The sequence below is a fragment of the Alistipes shahii WAL 8301 genome (genome assembly GCF_025145845.1).
GTDB lineage: Bacteria > Bacteroidota > Bacteroidia > Bacteroidales > Rikenellaceae > Alistipes > Alistipes shahii.
Window position 1 is genome coordinate 1 of sequence record NZ_CP102253.1, and the last position, 21,214, is coordinate 21,214.

At 56.8% G+C, this 21,214-nt stretch carries 23 protein-coding genes; 19 read left to right on the forward strand and 4 right to left on the reverse strand.

Annotated features, from left to right (window positions below):
• The 14 genes from dnaA to NQ492_RS00070 all read left to right on the forward strand — a co-directional run bounded on the left by dnaA (window position 1) and on the right by NQ492_RS00070 (window position 11,997).
• Window positions 1–1,413 carry a chromosomal replication initiator protein DnaA gene (gene dnaA, locus NQ492_RS00005; protein WP_044054554.1) on the forward strand — a complete coding sequence of 471 codons (1,413 nt, stop codon included), beginning with the start codon at window positions 1–3 and terminating at the stop codon, window positions 1,411–1,413.
• Window positions 1,414–1,505: 92 nt separating this feature from the next.
• Window positions 1,506–2,567, forward strand: a complete 1,062-nt coding sequence (locus tag NQ492_RS00010; RefSeq protein ID WP_022062431.1) for a redoxin domain-containing protein — start codon at window positions 1,506–1,508, stop codon at window positions 2,565–2,567.
• 75 nt (window positions 2,568–2,642) lie between these two features.
• Window positions 2,643–3,593, forward strand: coding sequence for an alpha/beta hydrolase family protein (locus tag NQ492_RS00015; RefSeq protein ID WP_050794785.1), 951 nt, complete (start codon window positions 2,643–2,645; stop codon window positions 3,591–3,593).
• Between the two features lie 2 nt (window positions 3,594–3,595).
• Entirely contained in the window at window positions 3,596–4,498 is a 903-nt protein-coding gene (locus tag NQ492_RS00020; RefSeq protein ID WP_015547731.1) for a helix-turn-helix transcriptional regulator, read from the forward strand.
• A gap of 40 nt (window positions 4,499–4,538) precedes the next feature.
• Window positions 4,539–5,063 (forward strand): cupin domain-containing protein, encoded by a 525-nt coding sequence (locus tag NQ492_RS00025; protein WP_015547732.1) that lies wholly within the window; start codon window positions 4,539–4,541, stop codon window positions 5,061–5,063.
• A 114-nt stretch (window positions 5,064–5,177) separates the two neighbouring features.
• Window positions 5,178–5,390 carry a hypothetical protein gene (locus tag NQ492_RS00030; protein ID WP_022062434.1) on the forward strand — a complete coding sequence of 71 codons (213 nt, stop codon included), beginning with the start codon at window positions 5,178–5,180 and terminating at the stop codon, window positions 5,388–5,390.
• Between the two features lie 84 nt (window positions 5,391–5,474).
• Complete coding sequence (gene bcp, locus NQ492_RS00035; RefSeq protein ID WP_015547734.1) at window positions 5,475–5,936, forward strand: thioredoxin-dependent thiol peroxidase; 462 nt, start codon at window positions 5,475–5,477, stop codon at window positions 5,934–5,936.
• A gap of 207 nt (window positions 5,937–6,143) precedes the next feature.
• Window positions 6,144–7,160: a recombinase RecA gene (gene recA / locus NQ492_RS00040; protein ID WP_015547735.1), complete on the forward strand. Its 1,017-nt coding sequence runs from the start codon at window positions 6,144–6,146 to the stop codon at window positions 7,158–7,160.
• A gap of 3 nt (window positions 7,161–7,163) precedes the next feature.
• A complete protein-coding gene (locus NQ492_RS00045; RefSeq protein ID WP_015547736.1) occupies window positions 7,164–9,383 on the forward strand; it encodes a RelA/SpoT family protein in 2,220 nt (739 codons plus the stop codon).
• A 4-nt stretch (window positions 9,384–9,387) separates the two neighbouring features.
• Window positions 9,388–9,855 (forward strand): hypothetical protein, encoded by a 468-nt coding sequence (locus tag NQ492_RS00050; protein ID WP_015547737.1) that lies wholly within the window; start codon window positions 9,388–9,390, stop codon window positions 9,853–9,855.
• A gap of 1 nt (window position 9,856) precedes the next feature.
• Entirely contained in the window at window positions 9,857–10,147 is a 291-nt protein-coding gene (locus NQ492_RS00055) for a Rossmann-fold NAD(P)-binding domain-containing protein (RefSeq protein WP_044054556.1), read from the forward strand.
• 31 nt (window positions 10,148–10,178) lie between these two features.
• On the forward strand, window positions 10,179–10,475 hold the full coding sequence (locus NQ492_RS00060) for a hypothetical protein (RefSeq protein WP_015547738.1): 297 nt from the start codon (window positions 10,179–10,181) through the stop codon (window positions 10,473–10,475).
• A 21-nt stretch (window positions 10,476–10,496) separates the two neighbouring features.
• The gene (locus tag NQ492_RS00065) at window positions 10,497–10,883 is read left to right on the forward strand and encodes an HIT family protein (RefSeq protein ID WP_015547739.1); all 387 of its coding nucleotides are present in this window, start codon (window positions 10,497–10,499) and stop codon (window positions 10,881–10,883) included.
• Window positions 10,884–11,541: 658 nt separating this feature from the next.
• Window positions 11,542–11,997, forward strand: a complete 456-nt coding sequence (locus tag NQ492_RS00070; RefSeq protein ID WP_015547740.1) for a helix-turn-helix domain-containing protein — start codon at window positions 11,542–11,544, stop codon at window positions 11,995–11,997.
• Window positions 11,998–12,243: 246 nt separating this feature from the next.
• On the opposite strand, the gene NQ492_RS00075 is transcribed toward NQ492_RS00070, so the two are convergent.
• On the reverse strand, window positions 12,244–13,017 hold the full coding sequence (locus NQ492_RS00075; protein WP_015547741.1) for a formate/nitrite transporter family protein: 774 nt from the start codon (window positions 13,015–13,017) through the stop codon (window positions 12,244–12,246).
• A gap of 153 nt (window positions 13,018–13,170) precedes the next feature.
• Between NQ492_RS00075 and NQ492_RS00080 the strand changes: the two genes are divergently transcribed.
• A complete protein-coding gene (locus NQ492_RS00080; protein WP_015547742.1) occupies window positions 13,171–14,028 on the forward strand; it encodes a metal ABC transporter solute-binding protein, Zn/Mn family in 858 nt (285 codons plus the stop codon).
• Complete coding sequence (locus NQ492_RS00085) at window positions 14,025–14,795, forward strand: metal ABC transporter ATP-binding protein (protein ID WP_015547743.1); 771 nt, start codon at window positions 14,025–14,027, stop codon at window positions 14,793–14,795. Before NQ492_RS00080 ends, NQ492_RS00085 begins: the two co-directional genes overlap by 4 nt.
• A gap of 57 nt (window positions 14,796–14,852) precedes the next feature.
• On the opposite strand, the gene NQ492_RS00090 is transcribed toward NQ492_RS00085, so the two are convergent.
• The 3 genes from NQ492_RS00090 to argS all read right to left on the reverse strand — a co-directional run bounded on the left by NQ492_RS00090 (window position 14,853) and on the right by argS (window position 18,188).
• Window positions 14,853–15,140 (reverse strand): hypothetical protein, encoded by a 288-nt coding sequence (locus NQ492_RS00090; protein ID WP_015547744.1) that lies wholly within the window; start codon window positions 15,138–15,140, stop codon window positions 14,853–14,855.
• Between the two features lie 145 nt (window positions 15,141–15,285).
• Entirely contained in the window at window positions 15,286–16,293 is a 1,008-nt protein-coding gene (locus NQ492_RS00095) for a hypothetical protein (RefSeq protein ID WP_231839930.1), read from the reverse strand.
• A gap of 113 nt (window positions 16,294–16,406) precedes the next feature.
• Window positions 16,407–18,188, reverse strand: a complete 1,782-nt coding sequence (argS, locus tag NQ492_RS00100; protein ID WP_015547745.1) for an arginine--tRNA ligase — start codon at window positions 18,186–18,188, stop codon at window positions 16,407–16,409.
• A gap of 123 nt (window positions 18,189–18,311) precedes the next feature.
• Here argS and NQ492_RS00105 point away from each other — a divergent pair, with 123 nt between their 5' ends.
• The 3 genes from NQ492_RS00105 to NQ492_RS00120 all read left to right on the forward strand — a co-directional run bounded on the left by NQ492_RS00105 (window position 18,312) and on the right by NQ492_RS00120 (window position 21,202).
• Window positions 18,312–19,583, forward strand: coding sequence for a hemolysin family protein (locus NQ492_RS00105; protein WP_015547746.1), 1,272 nt, complete (start codon window positions 18,312–18,314; stop codon window positions 19,581–19,583).
• Window positions 19,580–20,602, forward strand: a complete 1,023-nt coding sequence (gene dusB / locus NQ492_RS00110) for a tRNA dihydrouridine synthase DusB (protein ID WP_015547747.1) — start codon at window positions 19,580–19,582, stop codon at window positions 20,600–20,602. The genes NQ492_RS00105 and dusB overlap by 4 nt, the downstream gene beginning before the upstream one ends.
• A gap of 435 nt (window positions 20,603–21,037) precedes the next feature.
• Window positions 21,038–21,202, forward strand: coding sequence for a hypothetical protein (locus NQ492_RS00120; RefSeq protein WP_153811583.1), 165 nt, complete (start codon window positions 21,038–21,040; stop codon window positions 21,200–21,202).
• Window positions 21,203–21,214 lie beyond the last annotated feature (12 nt).

Consider the following 21,214-nt stretch of genomic DNA (forward strand, 5'->3'; position numbering starts at 1 on the left):
ATGTTAAACAACACACGGACATATAGCGATATATGGCAAAACTGCTTGGACCAGATCAAGGCCCGGACCTCCGCCGAGGAGTTCGAAAAGTGGTTTCAGCCCATCGTCCCGCTCGAATTCGACGGCACGACGCTTCGCTTGAGGGTTCCCAACGAAAGCTACGTCCGCCAGATCGAGAAGAACTACATCCCGTTCCTCAAACCGATCATCTCGCAGCTCTACGGGCAGCAGACCCGCCTCCACTACGCCGTGCCCCGCACGACGGTCCAGGCGGTCCCCGTGGCCGCGGATTCCGACACGACGGCCATCTCGCGCTTCAACACGCAGACCAACACCGCAAATATAAAGAATCCGTTCGTAATTCCGGGCCTCAAGAAAATAATCATCGACCCGCAGCTGAATCCGAACCTTACGTTCGCGACCTTCATCGAGGGCGAGTGCAACCGGCTGGCCCGCTCGGCGGGCATGTCCGTGGCGGTGAACCCAGGAAACAACCCCTTCAATCCTCTTTATATATATGGGGATTCGGGGCTGGGAAAGACCCACATCGTGCAGTCGATCGGCCACGAGGTGCGCCAGCGCCACCCGGAGTTGCAGGTGCTGTACGTCTCGATGAACAAGTTCCAGGCGCAGTTCCAGACGGCCTACAAGAACGGCGAGATTCCCGACTTCATCCACTTCTACCAGATGATCGACGTGCTGATCATTGACGACATCCAGGAGCTGACGGGAAAGACCGGTACGCAGAACGCGTTCTTCAACATCTTCAACCACCTGCAACTGGCGGGCAAGCAGCTGATCCTCACGTCGGACAAGCCGCCCGTCGAGTTGAAGGACATCGAGCAGCGACTGCTGACCCGTTTCAAATGGGGACTGTCGGCCCAGCTCAACACGCCGGACTACGACACGAAGCTCAAGATCATACGCGCCAAGGCGCAGAAACTCGGGGCGCAGATCACGGACGACGTGGTGGCGTACCTGGCGGACAACATCTCGGCCAACGTGCGGGAAATCGAAGGCGCATTGTCGTCGCTGGTGGCCAACGCCTCGTTCCTCGGACGCAAGATCACCACGTCGCTGGCCAAGGAGATTCTGAAGGTCTACGTGAAGCTCTACCAGAAGGAAATCACCATCGACCACATCATCGAGGTCGTGTGCGAATACCTCAATCTGGACTTCGCACGCTTCAACTCCACGGAGCGCACGCGCGAAATCGCCCAGGCCCGGCAGATCGCCATGTATCTGGCCAAGCAGCACACCAAGGCGCCGCTGACGACGATCGGGTCGGCCATCGGAGGCCGCAACCACGCCACGGTGCTCCACTCGTGCAAGGCCGTGACGAATCTGATCGAGACCGACAAGGCGTTCCGCCGCCAGGTCGAGGAGATCGAAAAAAAGGTGCTCGCCCAATAAATTGGGTACACATACCGTCGGTACAAACAGAGGGTCGTGACAGACAATGTCACGACTTTTTCGTATATTTGGAGTCACCAACCCTCAAACCCATGAAAAAGCCCCTTTCGATCATCACCGCAACCGCGATTCTGGCGGGTTGCAGCCAATCGACAGCCGTAAAATTCACCCTTACGGGCCGCGACCCGGCGTTTACCGACGGAAAATACATGTACATCATCACCTATGCCGGAGGCCCGGAGACCATCATCGACTCGGCGCGAATCGACAACTCGTCCTTCGCAATGAAAGGAAGCTGGCCCTATCCGGTGAGCGCCTTCCTCTATATGGGACGAGGCGCCGACGGAGAACAAATCAGCGACTCGGATTTCATCCTCGAAACCGGCGAGATCCGTGTTGAAAAGCGCAATGAAGACGAATTCATCCTGACCGGAACGCCGCAGAACGAGTTCAGGAACGAACTGCCGCAAAAAGTCGCCGGGTTGAGGCAAAAAGGCCTTTCCCCGCTGCGTACGGCCGAAGCCTGCGACAGTTTATTCCGCGCGGTCGTTCTCGAGAACCGTAACGCCCTGGCGCTATCCCTGCTGGAGAACGAATTACTGACCAATCGTCCCGGACGCGAGCTTCTGCCATTATTGGATTCGTTCCCGGCTGCATTTCAAAAGCATCCCGCCCTGCTCGGACTGCGCAAGACGATCGCCGGGATGCGCGCCGATGTCGGAACATCTTATGCCGACATCACGGGACAGACGCCCGAAGGGGATACCGTTTCACTCGCCGCGACAGTCCGTAAACCGGGCAACCGTTACGTGCTGCTCGACTTCGGCGCCCTCTGGTGCGGGCCTTGCCGGGCGGAGTTCCCGAACCTCGCTGCGCTTTACGAGAAATACCACAGCCGGGGATTCGACATCTTCGGCGTCTCCTACGACGCCAACCGCAAACGGTGGCTCGAATGCATCGAGACCTACGGCATGCGCTGGACGCAGATTCATCAGGGATTCGGTCTGCACCCGCGCCAGACACAGGCGTGGAGCGACTATACGCTGGGCGGCATCCCTTCCTGCTTCCTGATCGACTGTGCGACGGAAAAGATCATAGCCAAACAACTGCGGGGCGAAGCCCTCGCGCAGAAACTCTCCGAACTGCTCGACTGACCGCCTATGAACCAACCTGAAAGCGGGTCGTGACAGACAATGTCACGACTTTTTCGTATATTTGCCGAAAACAGCATGAAAGCGTTCGTCACTCTTTTGATTGCGTCCTTTTCAGGAATCGCAAACTGCCATGCAATTATTCCGGATACCGTATATATCAGGAATCCGGAAAGCATGGGGCTGATATATAGAAATTTAGAAGTCATCACAAACGACGGCTATAAAATCGAAACCTGGTTTTTCCCTGCACAAAACCCGCCGTCCGAGAGCGAGCTGCGGAATCCGAACGAAAACCGCCGAACCCACGAAGCGCCGGGTGAGGCAAAGCGCCCGACCATCATCATATGCAATGGCGATGCAGGCAATATGTCCTACTTCCAACTTTATCTGGCGAAGAACTGGACCTCCCGGGGGTTCAATGTCGTCACTTTCGACTGGCGCGGATTCGGCAAGAGCTCACCCTTTGCAATGGATCGCAACTACCTGTGTTATACGGAAATGCTGGAAGATTACCGGGCTGTCATACGGAAGACCTCCGAACAGGAGGAAGTTCTGGACGGAGCGACGGCCATCGTCGGCTGGTCGACAGGCGCCTATCTCTCCATGATTACGGCACACACCGACAATCTGGTGAATGCTTTCATCGGCCGTTCCCTTCCGACGGATTTCGACGATTTCATCCCTTTGGTCATGCAGTACAAAAACAAGACCCGCAATGAATTGCTGGTTCCGGATGATTTTCCGACCGAACTGATGCCCGTACATATCGCTCCGGAATTCGAAAAACCTCTGTTCCTGATCGTAGGCGAGAACGATTTCCGCACTCCCGTCTGGATGAGCAGGAAAATAATCGAATCGCTGCCCGAAACGACACCCAAAGAGTTGATGATTGTCGAAAATGCCGCTCACGGCGGAAAGGAAGACCCGATGCTGATTGCATTCGATGACTTCATAAAAAGAACATCCGACTTTCTTATGGCTAATTTACGACCTCTGCACGGCGAACGGCCGTCTGCTGCCGAATAATTATGGACCAACCCAAACTCGAACGCCTGCTGCGGCTAATGAAGCTGCTGACGGCCAACACCACCTACAACGTCGACCAGCTGGCCGAACGGCTCCAGATGTCGCGCCGCACGGTCTACCGGTATATCGACACCTTTCGCGAGGCGGGGTTCGTGATCAAGAAATCGGGCGACTGCATCCGTCTCGACAAGGAGTCGCCGCACTTCCGCGACATCTCGCAGCTGGTGCACTTCACCGAGGAGGAGGCCGTGATCCTGAAAAACGCCATCGAGAACATCGACGACACCAATATGCTCAAGCAGAACCTCAAGCGCAAACTCTACTCCGTCTACGACAACAAGACGCTGGCCGACACCGTCGTGCGGGGCAAAAACGCCCCGAACATCCGGCGGCTGATCGAGGCCATCGAGCAGGAGCGGCAGGCCGTGCTGCACGGCTACCTGTCGGCCCACGGAGGCGGGGTCCGCGACCGCAGGGTAGAGCCTTTCGCCTTCACGACCAACTACGTGCAGGTGTGGTGCTACGACCTCGAAAGCCACACGAACAAACTCTTCAAAACCTCGCGTATCGGCTCCGTGGAGCTGTCCGAAGCGGTGTGGGAGCACCAAGAAGCCCACAGCGAGGGATTCATCGACGCCTTCCGCATGCACGGCGGGGCGCGCCGCCGCGTGCGGCTGGAACTGGGAACGCTGGCCTACAACCTGTTGTGCGAGGAGTATCCGCTGGCCGAATGCGATGTGAAACCGCTGGGGCGGGGACGCTGGTCGCTCGACACGGAGGTGGCCGGAATGGCCGGGGTGGGACGCTTCGTCGTGGGGCTGCTGGACGACATCCGCATCGTCGACTCCCCCGAGCTGACGGGCTATATCCGCGAATATATTGCGGCAAACACCCCGAAAATGTAAATTTTTCACTATATTTCCACAAACTTTGAAAGCAAACCGCATGAAACGAAATCACCTCCTGACGACCGGCGCGCTGTGCCTCGCACTCGCCGCCGCATCGTGCTGCCGGCAAGCTCCGGCCCCGCAGGCAAAAGCCTCCGCCGAACCCGTCTCGCTGAAAGATCACGGAGCCGAACCGACGGTGCTGAACATCGAAAGCCACACGCTCGCGAACGAGAATTTCCGGACCGCATTGTGGACCGGCAGCAACTTGCAGGTGACGCTGATGGCGATTCCCGCCGGCGGCGACGTGGGGCTGGAACAACACCACGACATCGACCAGTTCTTGCGCGTGGAGGAGGGCACGGCACGCGTGATGATGGGCGACAGCGAGGACAACCTCGACTTCGTGCGCGAGGTCTCGGACGACTATGCGATCCTGGTCCCGGCCGGAAAATGGCACAACATCGTCAACACAGGTGACAAACCGCTGAAAATCTACTCGATTTACGCCCCGGCGGAACATCCCCACGGCACGGTCCACAAGACCCGGCAGGAGGCCATGGAGGCCGAACACCACCATTAGCCGAACGACCCGCCGACAGCTGTCGGCGGGTTTATTTTACATTTTCCACCGATGTGTCACAACCTGTCACTCGCAGACCGTTCCTTTGCAGCGTGAACCAAAAACAAAACGACAATGGGAACAGCTTACAGAATCAGGTGCAAGCACTGCGGAGCGCAGTTCGAGCACTCCATGCAGCCGGGCTACGGCCTGCTGCCGATGTGCGTCGGGTGCGGCGAATACGTCGAGACCGAAACGGCCATCCGGTGTCCTGCCTGCCTGCACCGGCTCAACACCACGCAGGAGGAGTTCAACGAGCAGATCGAAGTGACCTACCAATGGGATTAGGCCGCAAAAAAGTCGCCCGGGAAGCATGAAAATCGCCGGAAAATTCATACCTTTGAGAAAATAATCTCTTTTTCGGAAAACGCTATGACACAGTTGCAGGCGGGGGAGATGGCCCCCGATTTCAAGTCCACGACCCAAGACGGTGAGCCTCTGACGCTTGCCGATCTGCGAGGACAGCGCACGATACTCTATTTCTACCCCAAGGACAACACCTCGGGCTGTACGCTCGAAGCCAAAAGCCTGCGCGACGGCAAGGCCGAACTGACACGGATGGGATTCCGGATCATCGGCGTAAGCCCCGACAGCGAGAAGTCGCACCGCAGTTTCTGCGACAAGCACGACCTGAATTTCACGCTGCTCTCCGACACCGACCACTCGGTGTGCGAAGCCTACGGCGTGTGGGCCGAGAAGTCGATGTACGGCCGCAAGTACATGGGTGTGCTGCGCACGACGTTCGTCATCGACGCCGAAGGCCGCATCGAGAAGATTTTCACCAAGGTGGACACCAAGAACCACTACCGGCAGATCATTGATTCCTACAAGTAAGGACAGGATACAATTTGTCCCGCCGATGTGCGTCCGACCGCCGTATTCGCCGCCTGAAGCGTCGTTTACGAATCCGACCCACCCCCTAAATCCCCGTCTCGGGCGGGGACCCGACGCCGCAAGGCGGCGAAACAACGGCTCCCGCCGCTCGGCGAAGTTCGACAGCAGCGGACCGAAACAAAGTTAATGATACAAAACAAAACCATAATGGCAGAAAAAGTACAGATAAACGCGGACAAACTCAAAGTGCTGGACGCAGTGATGCAGAAAATAGAGAAGGACTTCGGCAAAGGCTCGATCATGCGCATGAACAGCACCGAAGTGAACGACATTCCGGTCATCCCGACGGGTTCGATCACGCTCGACATGGCGCTCGGCGTAGGCGGCTATCCCAAGGGCCGCGTCGTGGAGATCTACGGTCCCGAGTCGTCGGGCAAGACCACGCTGGCGATTCACGCCATCGCCGAGGCGCAGAAGGCCGGCGGCATCGCGGCCTTCATTGACGCCGAGCACGCCTTCGACAGTTTCTACGCACAGAAACTGGGCGTGGACGTCGACAACCTGCTCATTTCGCAGCCCGACAACGGCGAGCAGGCGCTCGAAATCGCCGACTCGCTGATCCGTTCGAGCGCCATCGACATCATCGTCATCGACTCCGTGGCGGCGCTGACGCCCAAGGCCGAGATCGAGGGCGAAATGGGCGACTCGAAGATGGGTCTTCAGGCGCGCCTCATGTCGCAGGCGCTGCGCAAACTCACGTCGAGCATCTCGAAGACCAAGACCGTCTGCATCTTCATCAACCAGCTGCGCGACAAGATCGGCGTGGTCTACGGCAACCCCGAGACCACCACGGGAGGCAATGCGCTGAAATTCTACGCTTCGGTGCGTATCGACATCCGCCGCATGTCGGTCATCAAGGACGGCGAGGACCAGCTGGGAACCCGCACGAAGGTCAAGGTCGTGAAGAACAAGGTGGCCCCTCCGTTCAAACGCGCGGAGTTCGACATCATGTTCGGCGAGGGCATTTCGAAGATCGGCGAGATCGTCGACCTGGGCGTCGATTACGGCGTGGTCAAGAAGGCCGGATCGTGGTTCTCCTACGGCGACCGCAAGATCGGACAGGGACGCGACGCCGTCAAGGAGCTGCTGAAAAACGACGAGGAGCTGCGCAACGAGATCGAGGCCAAGGTCCGCGAAGCCATGAAGACCACCAAAAAAGAGTAGTCTATGGGATATACTGCCGAGGATGAGAACCTTATAAAGGAGAAATGGGACGACCTGCTCCTCTCGTGCACCAAGATCTGCAAGAACGACGAGGACTGGAACTTCATCAAACGTGCATTTTTCCTGGCCAAGGAGGCACACGAGGGGGTAAGGCGCCGCTCCGGCGAGCCGTACCTCCTGCATCCTATTGCAGTAGCCAAGATCGTCATCGAGGAGATCGGGCTGGGCGTGAAATCGGTCGTCGCAGCCCTGCTGCACGACGTCGTGGAGGACACGGAATACTCCGTGGAGGACATGGAACGCATTTTCGGCCCGAAAATCGCCTCGATGGTCGACGGACTGACGAAAATGTCCGGCGTGTTCAACGCCGACACCTCCGAGCAGGCCGAATATTTTCGTAAAGTGCTCCTCACGCTCTCCGACGATGTACGGGTGATCCTGATAAAGATCGCCGACCGCCTGCACAACATGCGCACGCTGGGGGCGATGCCGATGAACAAGCAGATCAAGATCACGGGCGAGACGATCTACCTCTTCGCGCCGCTGGCCTACCGGCTGGGGCTCTACTCGATCAAGAGCGAACTGGAGGACCTCTGCATGAAGTACCGCTTCCCGCAGCAGTATGCCGAAATCACGCAGAAATTGCAGGAAAGCGAAGCTTCGCGCCGGGAGTTCATCAACAAGTTCAACGCCCCGATCATCGCCTCGCTCAACCGCGACAACATCAACTACGAGATTTCGGGACGCGTGAAAAGCGTCTACTCGATCTGGAGCAAGATGCAGCGCAAGCAGATTCCTTTCGAGGAGATTTACGACCTGTTCGCCATCCGCATCGTCTTCAAGCCGCTGCCGTTTCCGTCGGAGAAAACCCAATGCTGGCAGATTTACTCCACGATCACCGACATTTACACCCCCAAGCCCGACCGGCTGCGGGACTGGATTTCGATGCCCAAGGCCAACGGCTACGAGGCGCTGCACTCGACGGTGATGGGACCCGACGGAGTGTGGGTCGAGGTGCAGATCCGCACGCAGCGCATGGAGGACATCGCCGAACGCGGGTTCGCCGCCCACTGGAAATACAAGCATGCGACCATTTCGCAGGACGAGGACGAATTCGACAAGTGGCTGAAACAGATACGTGCGGCGCTGAACAGTCCGACGGAGAACGCCGTGGACTTCCTGGACAACTTTAAGTTATCGCTGTATACATCGGAAATAGTGGTGTTTACACCCAAGGGCGAAGCCCGGAAAATGCCGTTCGGAGCCACGGCTCTCGACTTCGCCTACGACATCCACTCGAAGATCGGAAACAGCGCCATCAGCGCCAAGATCAACCACAAACTCGAACCGATCACCACGCAGATCAACAGCGGCGACCAGATCGAGATCATCACGGCCGACAACGCCCGCCCCAAGCCCGAATGGCTCGAAACGGTCACCACGGCCAAGGCCAAACAGTCGATCAAGAGTTTCCTCAAACGCGAACGGCAGAACAACATCGAGCGGGGCATGCAGATGCTCGACGAAAAGATGAAGTCGCTGAACGTCAAGTTGAGCGGCCGCGTACTGCGCAAGATCACGCCCATTTACGACAGCAAGAACAAGGAGGAGCTGTACAGTAAGATCGGAGCGGGAATCGTCTCGCTCGACAACCTGGACAAAGCCCTCAAGGTCAACTCCAAGAGCAAGATACTCAAATTCTGGACCCTCTTCATCCCCCAGAAGAAGGAGGACGAGACGGACGATGCCGCAATTCCGGGCGAAATCGCCCCGGCAGAGGAGGCTCCGGCCACGGAACCGCAGTTCGAAATCGCGGAGTGCTGCAAGCCCATTCCGGGCGACAAGGTGGTAGGGTATCGAGACCCCGCCTCGGGAAACATCATCGTACACAAGGCCACGTGCGACGAGCTGAACCGTCTTGCGACACAGTTCGGCCGCAACATCGTCAAGGAGGAGATCAAATGGTCGCAGCACAAGGCCATGTCCTACCTGGTGACCACGGAACTGCGCGGCATCGACCGGCAGGGCATCCTGCTCGACCTGGCGAAGGTCGTAAGCGCTGATTTCAACATCAATATCCGCGAAGTGAACATCCACAGCCACGACGGCATCTTCGAAGGCAATGTCAGCCTCTACGTGAAGGACGCCGAAAGTCTCCACGCCGTGATGGACAAACTGCGCAAGATAAAGGGTATAGAGAGTGTCAAACGAACATTGAGTTAAAGACATGGATGATTTCGCAACGGTAATATGGGTCGTGATCATCGCCGGAGCGATGATATTCAACGTCGTATCGCAATCGCGCAAGGCCCGCGGAAAAGGCGCCCGCACACCCGGCCACGAAGAGGCGTGGCCCTCGCAGGCACACCCGGAGTCCGAACCGGACCCGATGCCGGCTCCGCGCCCTGCGCCGTGGCCCGTTGCACCCGTTTTTCCGGACGAATGCCAGAGTCTGGAGGAGATTCCCGCCGAGGAATACGCACCGGAACATACGACGCCGAAAGCCGCCGGGAGGGGGCATTTACGCCACCAGACCGTCAACCGGCTCATGGACGACAGCGGGAATGACGAAATCGCCGCGCATTCCCTCACGAACAATGCACCGGATGCGGCAACAACGTCCCAGACCGAAGAATTCAACCTCCGGCAGGCGATTATCTACTCGGAAATACTGAAACCCAAGTTCGAGGAATAAGATGCCTGAAACCAAGCCTAAAGCCCTCTTGACGCCCGAAGAACTGCGTTGGCGGGCCGCCGCCCGGGACCCGGACAAGGCAAAACGCAATCTGAAACTGCAATACATCCTGCTCGGATGCGCAATCGCCGCAAGTATCGGATGGGGAATCTACTTATTCCGTACCGATGTCATCTCCCGGTCGGACTGGTTGGGAGCGTTGGGGATCGCCCTCTCCCTCGTCAGCATCCTTCTCGGCATTGTCAATAACAGGCGTATTTTGGTGGGCAAGAGGCCCTGGGGCGATCTCTGACCCACTCTCTCCACAGCAGAAACCTCGATAAATGACGAAAATGACACCTCGGGAAAATAAATGGCTGGAAGACTACCGCCGCCGGGAAGCCGCGAAAACGGTCCGAATGCAGCGCAGGGCGCTTTGGTTCTGGGGTGCGTTATTCACGACATGGGCGATTTTCGGGCTTTTCGCAGAACCGGACAAGTTCACATTCACCGACAGCCTGCTGCTGATAATGATCCTTGTCAATGTATTTAACAGCATCAAGGAACTGATCCGCAATAAACGAATCGCCGCAGAAAAAAATGCAGCCGAAACTTCGGAAGACGCCCCGGTCGCTAAATAGGCAAAACCTAAAAACAAAGATATGGCAACTATTTTTTCACGCATCATCGCAGGGGAGATCCCCTCGTACAAAGTAGCCGAAAACGAAGACTACTATGCATTTCTCGACATCAATCCGCTGACAAAAGGCCATACGCTGGTCGTCCCCAAAAAGGAGGTGGACTATATTTTCGACCTCGATGACCGAACGCTGGCAGGCATGATGCTTTTCGCCAAAGAGGTCGCAGCCAAAATCAAGCGGGAAATAGCGTGTGCAAGGGTAGCAGTCGTAGTTTTAGGCCTCGAAGTGCCCCATGCACACATTCATCTGATCCCCATTCAGAGCGAAAACGACGTGGATTTCTACCGCGAAAAGCTCAAACTGACGCCGGAAGAGTTCCGCGAAATAGCCGACAAACTCTCGAAATAGAAGGCTGTTTACAAATCTACAACAAGCTGTATTTAAGCCGGATAGTGGGTTATCAACACTATCCGGCCTCTTTTTATTTAACATAATAAATCCGAAATCCGGAGATGTTAACAAAATGTCTGATAAGGGTTCGGAAATAGCTTGAAAATGCATCCATTTTTACAAAATAGGGTAGTGTATTTACAAATGTAAACACACAATGTCCGCGTCATTTCCATATGTAATTACATTTGTAAATCACATTTGTTTATTAAAGATGTCAATAGTTACAATTGTAATAATTCGACATCCTTTAAATAAACTGCAATTTCAGAGCGACCAACAAGCGATTAAAATATTAAACATTGAGCAATATATACTTATTAATCAGTCATTTACGAATATTACTTAAAGAAATAATTCAATATCATATAGTCTAATCCATCAATAACCAGCTACAAGTAGACTGCGCCAATAGTGCACAGCGTAAATATTCAAATACCATATATTTATCGTTATTTATCTAAAATAACGCTTTAACAAATAGATTGCATGCAAATTTAACCATATCGACTTATTTACACTTGTAAACTTTGTCGACACTTATTAACATTTTACAAATGTAGATTTTACTTGTTTTACAAAAGAAAAAACTTTATATTTGTAAAAATTTGCGCTGATGAGGGAAAAATTGCTCGATCTGATGAAAAACGAAGGATTGAAGCCGAGCCAGCTCGCGGAACTGCTCGAAATCAATCCGGCGGGAATTTCCCATATTCTCGCCGGGCGAAACAAACCGGGCTTCGATTTGTTACAAAAGATTCTCCGGAGGTTCCCGCGAATCAATCCCGACTGGCTGCTGCTCGATTCCGACAAGATGTATCGCGACAGCAAACCCGAACAATCCGCACCGGCCGCTGCGGTCGAATCGTCGATCTCCGACGGATTGTTCGGTCCGGCCCGGAATACGCCGTTCAACCCGCCGCATCAGGAGCCGGCTTCGACAACGTCCGAAAATCCGGCGCCGCCGGCAACGACTCCATTTTCCGGCACACGAACAGACGTCGCTGTCCGGCGGATCGTAATATTGTACGATGACCTTACCTTCGAGAGTTTCACGCCGACAAAGCGCTAAAAGCCATCGCCCGGAATATTTTTGTGAATATTGCACGCACAGGAAGATAATCCGCCACCGGCCGAAGCTTAAAATCCAAAATGAATTTAACTCGTCCGGCAAATCGTCCGGCCGGCGACCATAAAAAAAGCATCCTTTAATCGGGATGCTTTTTCAATACAGTACAAAGGTAATTGAATTAATATTGTCATTATGTTAAATTATGGTCGTTATCCGAATATTAATTGATTAATAATCAACTGTTTTTTACTTATTAATATACCAGTAGATACCGCCGACAAAGACCGCTCCGCCGGCGATATTGCCCAAAGTCGCGGGAACAAGATTGGCAAGCAGAAAATCGGACACGGTGACCGATGCACCGTGCATCATGCCCAGCGGAATGAAAAACATATTGGCGACGCTGTGTTCATAACCGATTGCCACAAAACACATTATCGGGAAAAACAATCCCAGCAGCCGGCCCGCGACATCGTTGGCGCTCAAACCCAGCCACACGGCCAGGCACACCAGCCAGTTGGCGCCGACACCCCGCAGGAACACCGTGAGCCACGGCATCGAGACCTTTGCCTCGGCAATGCCGACGGCCGCCGAACGCCACGCCTCGGCAGAGAGCATGCCGGGAAGTTTCACGAGAAAACAGGCGAAAAACAGCGACCCGACAAAATTTCCGGCATAGACCAACATCCAATTTAACAACACCTTACGCCATCCATAACGTCGTCCCAATGCACCGGGGATCAGCACGGCATTATTGCCCGTAAAGAGTTCCGCTCCTGCGAAAACGACCAGCATAAGCCCCAGCGGGAAGACAAGTCCGGAGAGCAGGCGCTGCAATCCCGGAGCAGGAGCCATCGACGGAAAGCCATATCCTATCACGATGGAAAACAAGCCTCCCATAGAAATATAGGCGCCAGCTAAAAACGCTAAAATCAATATTTTGCGAACGGGAAGCGAAATCTTGTCGGAGGCGGCCCTCTCCACCAGGGCGAGGACCTCTTTCGGATTGTTTATCGGCATACGGGGATTTTAATCGGGGGCCAAAGATAAACATTTCGGCCGAAACGACAAAACAAGCCGCAAAATCCCGCCGCTACGGGTAATTTTACTACCTTTGCACAAAATACAGGGGACTACCCTACCGTATAAATCACAAATCATTGATTGTCAACCATGCGTAAATTATCGGCATACTTACTGGCAGCCCTGCTGCTCGCGGCCTGCACGCCGGAACAACCCGCCGGGGAAAATACGTTTTACGTCTCGATCCCCCCGCTGCGCAGCATCGTGGAGGGGATTGTCGGCGACGATTTCAAAATAGAGGTGCTCGTGCCGCCCGGAGCAAGTCCCGAGACGTTCGAGCCGACGCCCCGGCAGTTCGTGGAGCTGAACAAGGCACAGCTCATTTTCAACGTGGGATTGATCGACTTCGAAACCACCCTGCTGGGCAAAGTCGGGGATCAGGCGAAAGTCGTGAACTTGAGCCGCGGTATCGACCTGATCGCAGGCTCCTGCTCGCACGGCCACCACGGACACGACCACGGGCATGCCCACGGTGTAGACCCCCACGTCTGGACCTCGCCCAAAGCCCTGCAAACGATGGCCGCAAACGCCTACGAGGCAATTCGCAACGCCTATCCCGACTCGGTGAAATACGAGGCCGGCTACAACCGGCTGCGCAGCACGCTCAAGGAACTGGACATCCGCACGGCGGAGAAGATCGCCCGGAGCGGCGTGAAGTACTTCATCGTCTACCATCCCGCACTCACCTACTACGCACGCGATTACGGACTGCGGCAGGTGGCCATCGAGGCCGACGGCAAGGAACCGTCGGCCAAACAGCTGACGGCGGTTATCCGACAGGCCCGCGAGGACGGCGTGCGGCGGATTTTCTACCAGAACCAGTTCCCGGCATCGACCGTGGAGATCATCGCCCGCGACATCGACGCCGAATACGTGGAGATCGACCCGCTGGACGAAGACGCCATCGGCGCCATCGACGCAATGACCGATTCAATCACGGCAAAATGAATCTGGTAACGCTGCGCGACGTAAGTGTCGCATACGACGGCTACGAGGCCCTCCGGCACGTCGACCTGGAGATTGCGGACCTCGATTTCCTGGGGGTCATAGGTCCCAACGGCGGCGGAAAAACGACGCTCGTAAAGGCCATCCTGGGAACCGTCCCCCACACCGGAGAGCTGACTCTCGCCCCGGAGCTGTTCCGCGGGAAGGAACGGCTGATCGGCTACATGCCGCAGATTTCGGATTTCGACCGCGCATTCCCGATCTCGGTCCTCGAGGTCGTACTGTCGGGATTGCAGGGCCGCCGCGGATTCAGCTCCCGCTACACGAAGGAGGACCGTGCCAGAGCGATGGAACTGCTTGCGGCATCGGGAATCGCCGACACGGCCCGCAGCCCCATCGGCGAGGTGTCGGGCGGGCAGATGCAGCGGGCGCTGCTGGCCCGGGCCGTGATCTCGGACCCGAAGCTGCTGATCCTGGACGAACCCGCGAATTTCGTGGACAACAAATTCGAGAAGGAGCTTTACCGCACGCTGCATGAACTGAACGCCCGCATGGCGATCGTCATGGTGTCGCACGACATCGGCACGATCACCAGCGTCGTGAAGGAGATCGTCTGCGTCAACCGGCAGGTCCACCGCCACCGTTCGAACATTCTGACCGAGGAACAGTTGCGCAACTACGACTGCCCGATTCAACTGGTATCGCACGGGCACATCCCCCACACCGTGCTGGAACACCACCCCGGCGACTGCTGCCGCAACCACGAATAAAACGAACGGAGTGCCCCGCATGAGACGCTCCGTTGTTTTTCAGCGGAAGGGACTACCCTATTTCTTCTCGTTGATCTTGCTCAACTTTTCGAAAAGTTTGCCGAAAACGTCGTCCATCTCGGCGCGCAGGGCAGCGTAGTGCTTGCGGACGAGCGACGGGTTGTGCGGCTCGGCGGGATTCATCGCTTTGGCGAACAGATCGTTGCGAACGCCGACGGCCTCCTGCATCACCTCGAAAATCTCCTTCTCTTTCGAAGGCTGGAAACAGATAGCCATATCGCAGTCGAAAACAACCTCCTCAAGGCGGTAGTCAATCTCCTTCTTCAGGTTTCGTAAATTTGCCATATTCAGTCGATTTTAAAATTTTTGCTCTGACAAAGGTAATAAAACGTTTCGGATTATCAAACATTTTCGGACTGCGGCCCCGGGAATTATTTCCCGGGCGGGCGGCGGACAAAAAAGGATTCCGGATTTCCGGAATCCTTTTTCATTACATTTTTTCAAGCTCCTTGTAGGTCTTTTTGGCGGCCTTCTCGGCTTTCTTGGCGGCCTTGGCCTCCTTTTTAGCGATCTTTTTGGCAGCCTTCTCCTGCTGGCGGACTATCTTCTGCGCTTCGCGGGCCTCTTTTTTGGCGAGCCGCTCGGCGGCCCTCGCCTCCTTCTTCACCTCCCGGGACTCCTCGCGCACCTCCTTCTTGTATTCGTGCCTGTCGGGCATCTCGACGATGATTCCGTTCACCTGCTCGTCGACAACGACATACGGTTCAGCGGGTTGCGCGGGCTGCGGCTGCGGAGCCGGTTTGGGTTTGGGGATCATGGTGCGCTGCTCGACGATGTTGCCCGCACCGTAGCCGATCGTCAGTTCGACACGGCGCAGTTTCGGCAGAACGTTCTTTTTCAGGTAGCTCCATGCAGCCGGCATCTTCTTGAGCGCCAATTCTTTCTGATCGGACGACTGCTTGCCGTCGATGACGTTCAGCACGGACTGCCGGTCGGGCATCGACGACTGTGCGACCAGCGCGCGGCACGTCTCCCAATCCTCGGCGACGGAATTCACCGTCACCTTGTACTTTTTCGAGAAATCGTACTTCCTGTCGACATACGCCTTGAAATCGCCGGCCCGCTTGGCAGCCAGCGCTTCGTTGAACTTCAGCGGACCATCGGGAGAAGAATAGCCCGTGATCGTCACGGCGCAGACCTGCCGGAGCGTATCCTTCACGAGGTTGTCCACAAAGGCGTTGAGTCCGTCCAGCTCCTGCGGATTGCCGTTGAGCGCGGCATTGAGCGTCGCCAGATTGATCTGGTAGCGAATCGAATAGTCGGCGTCGCCGCGGCTTTTGACGATGAACCTGCGAACGATGTAGTCTCCGTCGGCAGTCTCCGACAGCAATACGGTATCGGCCGCAGGAGCCGGAACCGCACTCTTGGTTTGGGCCGTCGCTCCGGCAGCGGCACACAACGCGAGAGAAAGAGCGAAAGTTGATGCAAATGTTTTCACGCTAAAATAGTGTTAGTTAACGCCCTCGTCTCTCGCAAGATTCGTACCACGCTAACGGCACGAAAAAACGGAGGTTTCAGCGAAACCTCCGTTTTTCATTATCACAGAATGCGTTACATGCGTTCGGGGACGTCGATGCCCAGCAGTTTCATGCCCTCCTTGATGACGCGGGCGACCTGCTGCGCCAGCTGGAGACGCATCGTGCGCACCCCGGCGTTCTCCTCCTTGAGGATCGAATGGTCGTGATAATAGCCATTGAACTGCTTGGCCAGCTCGTAGACATAGGCCCCGACGACCGACGGCGCGAAGTTCTCGCCCGCGGACTTCACCACCGACGGATACTCCGTCAGCGACTTCACCAGGTCGATCTCCTCGCGCAGGTAATCCGCCGTGGCGGCTCCTCCGAAGTCGATGCCCGCCTCGGCGGCCTTGCGAAGCACCGAGCGGATGCGCGCATGGGTGTACTGGATGAAAGGACCCGTATTGCCGTTGAAGTCGATCGACTCGCGGGGATCGAACAGCATCGTTTTCTTGGGATCGACCTTTAATATAAAGTACTTGAGCGCACCCAGCCCGACCATCGTCGAAACGGCATTGGCCTCCTCCTCCGAGCATCCGTCGAGCTTGCCCAGCTCGGCCGACATCTCGCGGGCCGTCGAGACCATGCCTTCGATCAGGTCGTCGGCGTCGACCACCGTACCCTCGCGCGACTTCATCTTGCCCTCGGGAAGCTCCACCATGCCGTAGGAGAGGTGGGTGATATGATCGCTCCAGTCGGCGTAGCCCAATTTCTTGAGCACCAGTTTCAGCACCTGGAAGTGGTAGTTCTGCTCGTTGCCTACGACGTAGATCATGTCGTCGAGCCTATTGTCCTCGAAGCGGCGGAAAGCCGTGCCGAGGTCCTGCGTCATGTAGACCGACGTGCCGTCGCCGCGCAGCAGCAGTTTCTCGTCCAGTCCGTCGGCCGTGAGGTCGATCCACACCGAATTGTCGGGACGGCGGTAGAAGACACCCTTTTTAAGCCCCTCCTCGACGAGCGACTTGCCCAGCAGGTAGGTCTGCGACTCGTAATAGACCTTGTCGAAATCGACGCCCAACGCCTTGTAGGTCACGTCGAAGCCCTCGTAAACCCAGCCGTTCATCGTCTCCCAGAGCGAGTACACCTCGGGGTCCCGGGCCTCCCACTTGCGCAGCATCTCCTGCGCCTGGAGCATGATCGGGGCGTTTTTCTTGGCCTCGTCCTCCGGCTGTCCCTGCGCGACCAGCTCCCTGATCTGCGCCTTGTAGTGTTTATCGAACTCCACGTAGTACTTGCCCACGAGGTGATCGCCCTTCATCCCCGACGATGCCGGGGTTTCGCCGTTTCCGTAGAGCTTCCACGCCAGCATCGACTTGCAGATGTGGATGCCGCGGTCGTTCACCAGATTGGCCTTGATGACCGTATGGCCGTTGGCCTTGAGAATCTGCGCCACGGAGTAACCCAGCAGGTTGTTGCGGATATGCCCCAGATGGAGCGGCTTGTTGGTGTTGGGCGACGAGTACTCGACCATCACGGTACGGCCCGTCGCGGGAGCCTGCCCGAAACGTTCGTCGGCGGCGACCTCGGCGAAGCGGGCCGCCCAGAACGCACTGTCGAGCGAAAGGTTGAGGAAACCTTTGATCACGTTGAACGACGCGATCTCGGGGACGTTGGCCGCCATGTATTCGCCGATTTCGGTCGCGGTGGCTTCGGGCGACTTGCGGCTTCGCCGGAGCAGCGGAAAGGTTACGAGGGTATAGTCGCCCTCGAACTCCCTGCGGGTCTTCTGAATCTGCAACTGCTCGTCGCCAAGCTCACCGTAAAGCGCCTCCACCGACCGGCGGACCGCATCCGAAATAAAGGTTTCGATATTCATATCCAATAGATTTTGCCTGCAAATTTAGCGTTTTTCAGCGAATAAGCAATTCCCTCGGGACCATATTCTTTGGTTTTAGCCCGACATCCATTATCTTTGCGACACAAACCGACAAGACATTCCATGGAAATTCTCGTCATTCTGCTGCTGATCCTGCTCAACGGGCTGTTCGCCATGTCGGAGATCGCGCTCATATCGGCCCGCCGCTCGAATCTGGAGATGCAGGCCCGGCAAGGCAGCGCAGGCGCCCGCCAGGCCCTGAAACTGGCCAAAGACCCCGACCGGTTCCTCTCGACCGTACAGATCGGCATCACCCTGATCGGCATTCTCACGGGTATTTACTCCGGCGACACGCTGGCGGCGAAATTCGGCGGAGAGCTGGCCCGGCTGGGCATTCCGCTGCGCACGGCGACCGTCACGGCGCAGGTCACGATCGTCATCGCGGTCACCTACCTCACGATCATATTCGGCGAACTGGTCCCCAAACGCATCGGCATGAACGCCGCCGAGCGGGCCGCAAAAATCGTCGCGCGGCCGATGCGGCTGCTTTCGGTCGCGGCGTCGCCCTTCGTGTGGCTGCTCTCCAGAAGCACGGCGGGCGTCGCCCGCCTGCTGGGCCTGCAACGGGCCGAGAGCAAGGTCACCGAGGCGGAAATCCGTTCGATCATCCAGGAAGGCGCCGAGGACGGCGAGGTGCAGGCGGTCGAACAGCAGATCATGGGCCGCGTCTTCTCGCTGGGCGACCGCACCGTGGAGTCGATCATGACCCACCGCAGCGAACTGGCATGGATCGACGCGGCGGCGTCCGCGGCGCAGATCCGCGAGACGGTGGCCCGAGCGCCCCACAACCGCTACCCCGTCGGCGAGGGAAGTCTCGACAAACTGCTGGGCGTGGTCTGCCTCAAAGACCTCTTCCTGCATCTGGGCGACGAGGGATTCGACCTGCGCAGGCTGGTCGCTCCGGCGAAATTCTTCCACGAAGGGTTCGAGGTCTACAACGCCCTCGAACAGTTGCGCACGGAGCAGCTGGGCTACGGCATCATCTGCGACGAATTCGGCGTGACGCGCGGCATCATCACCCTGCGCGACATTTTCGAAGCCCTGGTCGGCGAACTGCCCGACCCGCGCGAGGAGCCGGACATCGTCCGGCGCGAGGACGGCAGCTGTCTGGTCGACGGGCAATGCCCTTTCTACGACTTTCTCGACTGGTTCGGTCTGGAAAACGCCCTGCCCTGCAACGCCTACAACACCGTCAGCGGCCTGATCCTCGACCAACTGGCCCACATTCCCGCCACGGGCGAGAAACTGGAATGGAACGGCTTCACGTTCGAAATCGTGGACATGGACGGCGCGCGCATCGACAAAATCCTCGTCAGCCAGAAACAACAGCCATGAAAATCGCAAATATAGAACTGGGCGAACGCGCCCTGCTGCTCGCTCCGATGGAGGACGTGACCGACCCGTCGTTCCGCTACATGTGCAAACGCTTCGGCGCCGACATGGTCTACACCGAGTTCATCTCGTCGGACGGGCTGATCCGCGACGCGGCGAAATCGCTCAAGAAACTCGAAATCGACGACGCGGAACGCCCCGTGGGCATTCAGATATACGGCCACCTGATCGACCCGATGGTCGAGGCGGCGCGCATGGCCGAGGCGGCCGGTCCCGACGTGATCGACATCAATTTCGGCTGCCCGGTGAAGAAGATCGCCGGCCGCGGAGCCGGGTCGGGGATGATGCGCGACGTGCCGCTGATGGTCGAGATGACGCGCCGGATCGTCGCGGCGGTGAAGAAGCCCGTGACGGTGAAAACCCGCCTCGGATGGGACGAGGAGTCGAAAAACATCGAAGAGATAGCCCTGCGGTTGCAGGATGTCGGCATTGCGGCCCTCACCATTCACGGGCGCACGCGGGCGCAGATGTACCGCGGCGAGGCCGACTGGACGCTGATCGGCAAGGTGAAGAACAACCCGCAGATACGCATTCCGATCATCGGCAACGGCGACGTCGATTCAGGTCCGAAAGCCCGCGAGATGTTCGACCGCTACGGCGTGGACGGCGTGATGATCGGCCGGGCGACCTACGGCCGGCCGTGGATATTCCGCGAAGTGAAGCACTACCTCTCGACGGGCGAAGCGCTGCCGCAGCCGTCGGTCGCGGAACGCGTGGCCATCGCGAAGGAACATTTACAGAAATCGCTCGAAATCAAGGGTGACCATGTCGGAATCCTCGAAATGCGGCGTCACATGACCAACTATTTCAAGGGGCTGCCCGACTTCAAGTCCACACGGCTGAAACTCGTGACATCGCTCGACACCGCCGAGCTGTTCGCCACGCTCGACGAGATCGCCTGCCGCTGGGGCGGCTACGATTTGAGCGAAGCGGTTCCGGCACCGCTGTCGCACAACCTGTGAAAAAGCGGGGCCGCAATGTGTGCGGCCCCGCTTTTTCATCGGAATCATACCGGTCCCTACTCGACCGTAATGCTGTTGAGCAGGCCGGTGCGGTTCCCGTAGCCGTCCACCTCGAAGGCGTAGATTCGGCCGAAAGCCGGGCGTTTGAAGAATAGCATAAAATAATGCACGATTTCGATTGGCATACAAATATAAATACATCAGCCGTTCCGGGGCACCAATATTTGACCAATCGACGACAATTTTTCGCCAACCGGACCCCTGCGGGGCATTTTGACTAAATCTTGCTTTTTTCTGATCAAAATATGGCAGGTAAAAAATTTTAATTTACGAAATTTGTATTCGTAAATCAGGATTTTAAAACCAACCCAACCATGAAAGCTCCCGTAAACGCCATGTCGCTGCGCCGGATCGCGAACCTGATGGTATATCTATTTGAGCGCCGACGACGGCAATACGGGCAACCATCAGATATACGTGCTCGAAAATCCGGAGCAGGCCCCCGCAAAGGTCGAAGCGATGGCCAAAGCGTATGAAGCCTGGGCAAAGCGCTGCATGGTAGAGCCTTACCCCGGACAGTTCAAGAAGAAGAGACAGTAAACACTATATTCA

Coding starts and splice junctions, on each gene's coding strand:
- dnaA (WP_044054554.1), top strand. CDS start 1: ATGTTAAACAACACACGGACATATAGCGATATATGGCAAAACTGCTTG.
- NQ492_RS00010 (WP_022062431.1), top strand. CDS start 1,506: ATGAAAAAGCCCCTTTCGATCATCACCGCAACCGCGATTCTGGCGGGT.
- NQ492_RS00015 (WP_050794785.1), top strand. CDS start 2,643: ATGAAAGCGTTCGTCACTCTTTTGATTGCGTCCTTTTCAGGAATCGCA.
- NQ492_RS00020 (WP_015547731.1), top strand. CDS start 3,596: ATGGACCAACCCAAACTCGAACGCCTGCTGCGGCTAATGAAGCTGCTG.
- NQ492_RS00025 (WP_015547732.1), top strand. CDS start 4,539: ATGAAACGAAATCACCTCCTGACGACCGGCGCGCTGTGCCTCGCACTC.
- NQ492_RS00030 (WP_022062434.1), top strand. CDS start 5,178: ATGGGAACAGCTTACAGAATCAGGTGCAAGCACTGCGGAGCGCAGTTC.
- bcp (WP_015547734.1), top strand. CDS start 5,475: ATGACACAGTTGCAGGCGGGGGAGATGGCCCCCGATTTCAAGTCCACG.
- recA (WP_015547735.1), top strand. CDS start 6,144: ATGGCAGAAAAAGTACAGATAAACGCGGACAAACTCAAAGTGCTGGAC.
- NQ492_RS00045 (WP_015547736.1), top strand. CDS start 7,164: ATGGGATATACTGCCGAGGATGAGAACCTTATAAAGGAGAAATGGGAC.
- NQ492_RS00050 (WP_015547737.1), top strand. CDS start 9,388: ATGGATGATTTCGCAACGGTAATATGGGTCGTGATCATCGCCGGAGCG.
- NQ492_RS00055 (WP_044054556.1), top strand. CDS start 9,857: ATGCCTGAAACCAAGCCTAAAGCCCTCTTGACGCCCGAAGAACTGCGT.
- NQ492_RS00060 (WP_015547738.1), top strand. CDS start 10,179: ATGACGAAAATGACACCTCGGGAAAATAAATGGCTGGAAGACTACCGC.
- NQ492_RS00065 (WP_015547739.1), top strand. CDS start 10,497: ATGGCAACTATTTTTTCACGCATCATCGCAGGGGAGATCCCCTCGTAC.
- NQ492_RS00070 (WP_015547740.1), top strand. CDS start 11,542: ATGAGGGAAAAATTGCTCGATCTGATGAAAAACGAAGGATTGAAGCCG.
- NQ492_RS00075 (WP_015547741.1), bottom strand. CDS start 13,017: ATGCCGATAAACAATCCGAAAGAGGTCCTCGCCCTGGTGGAGAGGGCC.
- NQ492_RS00080 (WP_015547742.1), top strand. CDS start 13,171: ATGCGTAAATTATCGGCATACTTACTGGCAGCCCTGCTGCTCGCGGCC.
- NQ492_RS00085 (WP_015547743.1), top strand. CDS start 14,025: ATGAATCTGGTAACGCTGCGCGACGTAAGTGTCGCATACGACGGCTAC.
- NQ492_RS00090 (WP_015547744.1), bottom strand. CDS start 15,140: ATGGCAAATTTACGAAACCTGAAGAAGGAGATTGACTACCGCCTTGAG.
- argS (WP_015547745.1), bottom strand. CDS start 18,188: ATGAATATCGAAACCTTTATTTCGGATGCGGTCCGCCGGTCGGTGGAG.
- NQ492_RS00105 (WP_015547746.1), top strand. CDS start 18,312: ATGGAAATTCTCGTCATTCTGCTGCTGATCCTGCTCAACGGGCTGTTC.
- dusB (WP_015547747.1), top strand. CDS start 19,580: ATGAAAATCGCAAATATAGAACTGGGCGAACGCGCCCTGCTGCTCGCT.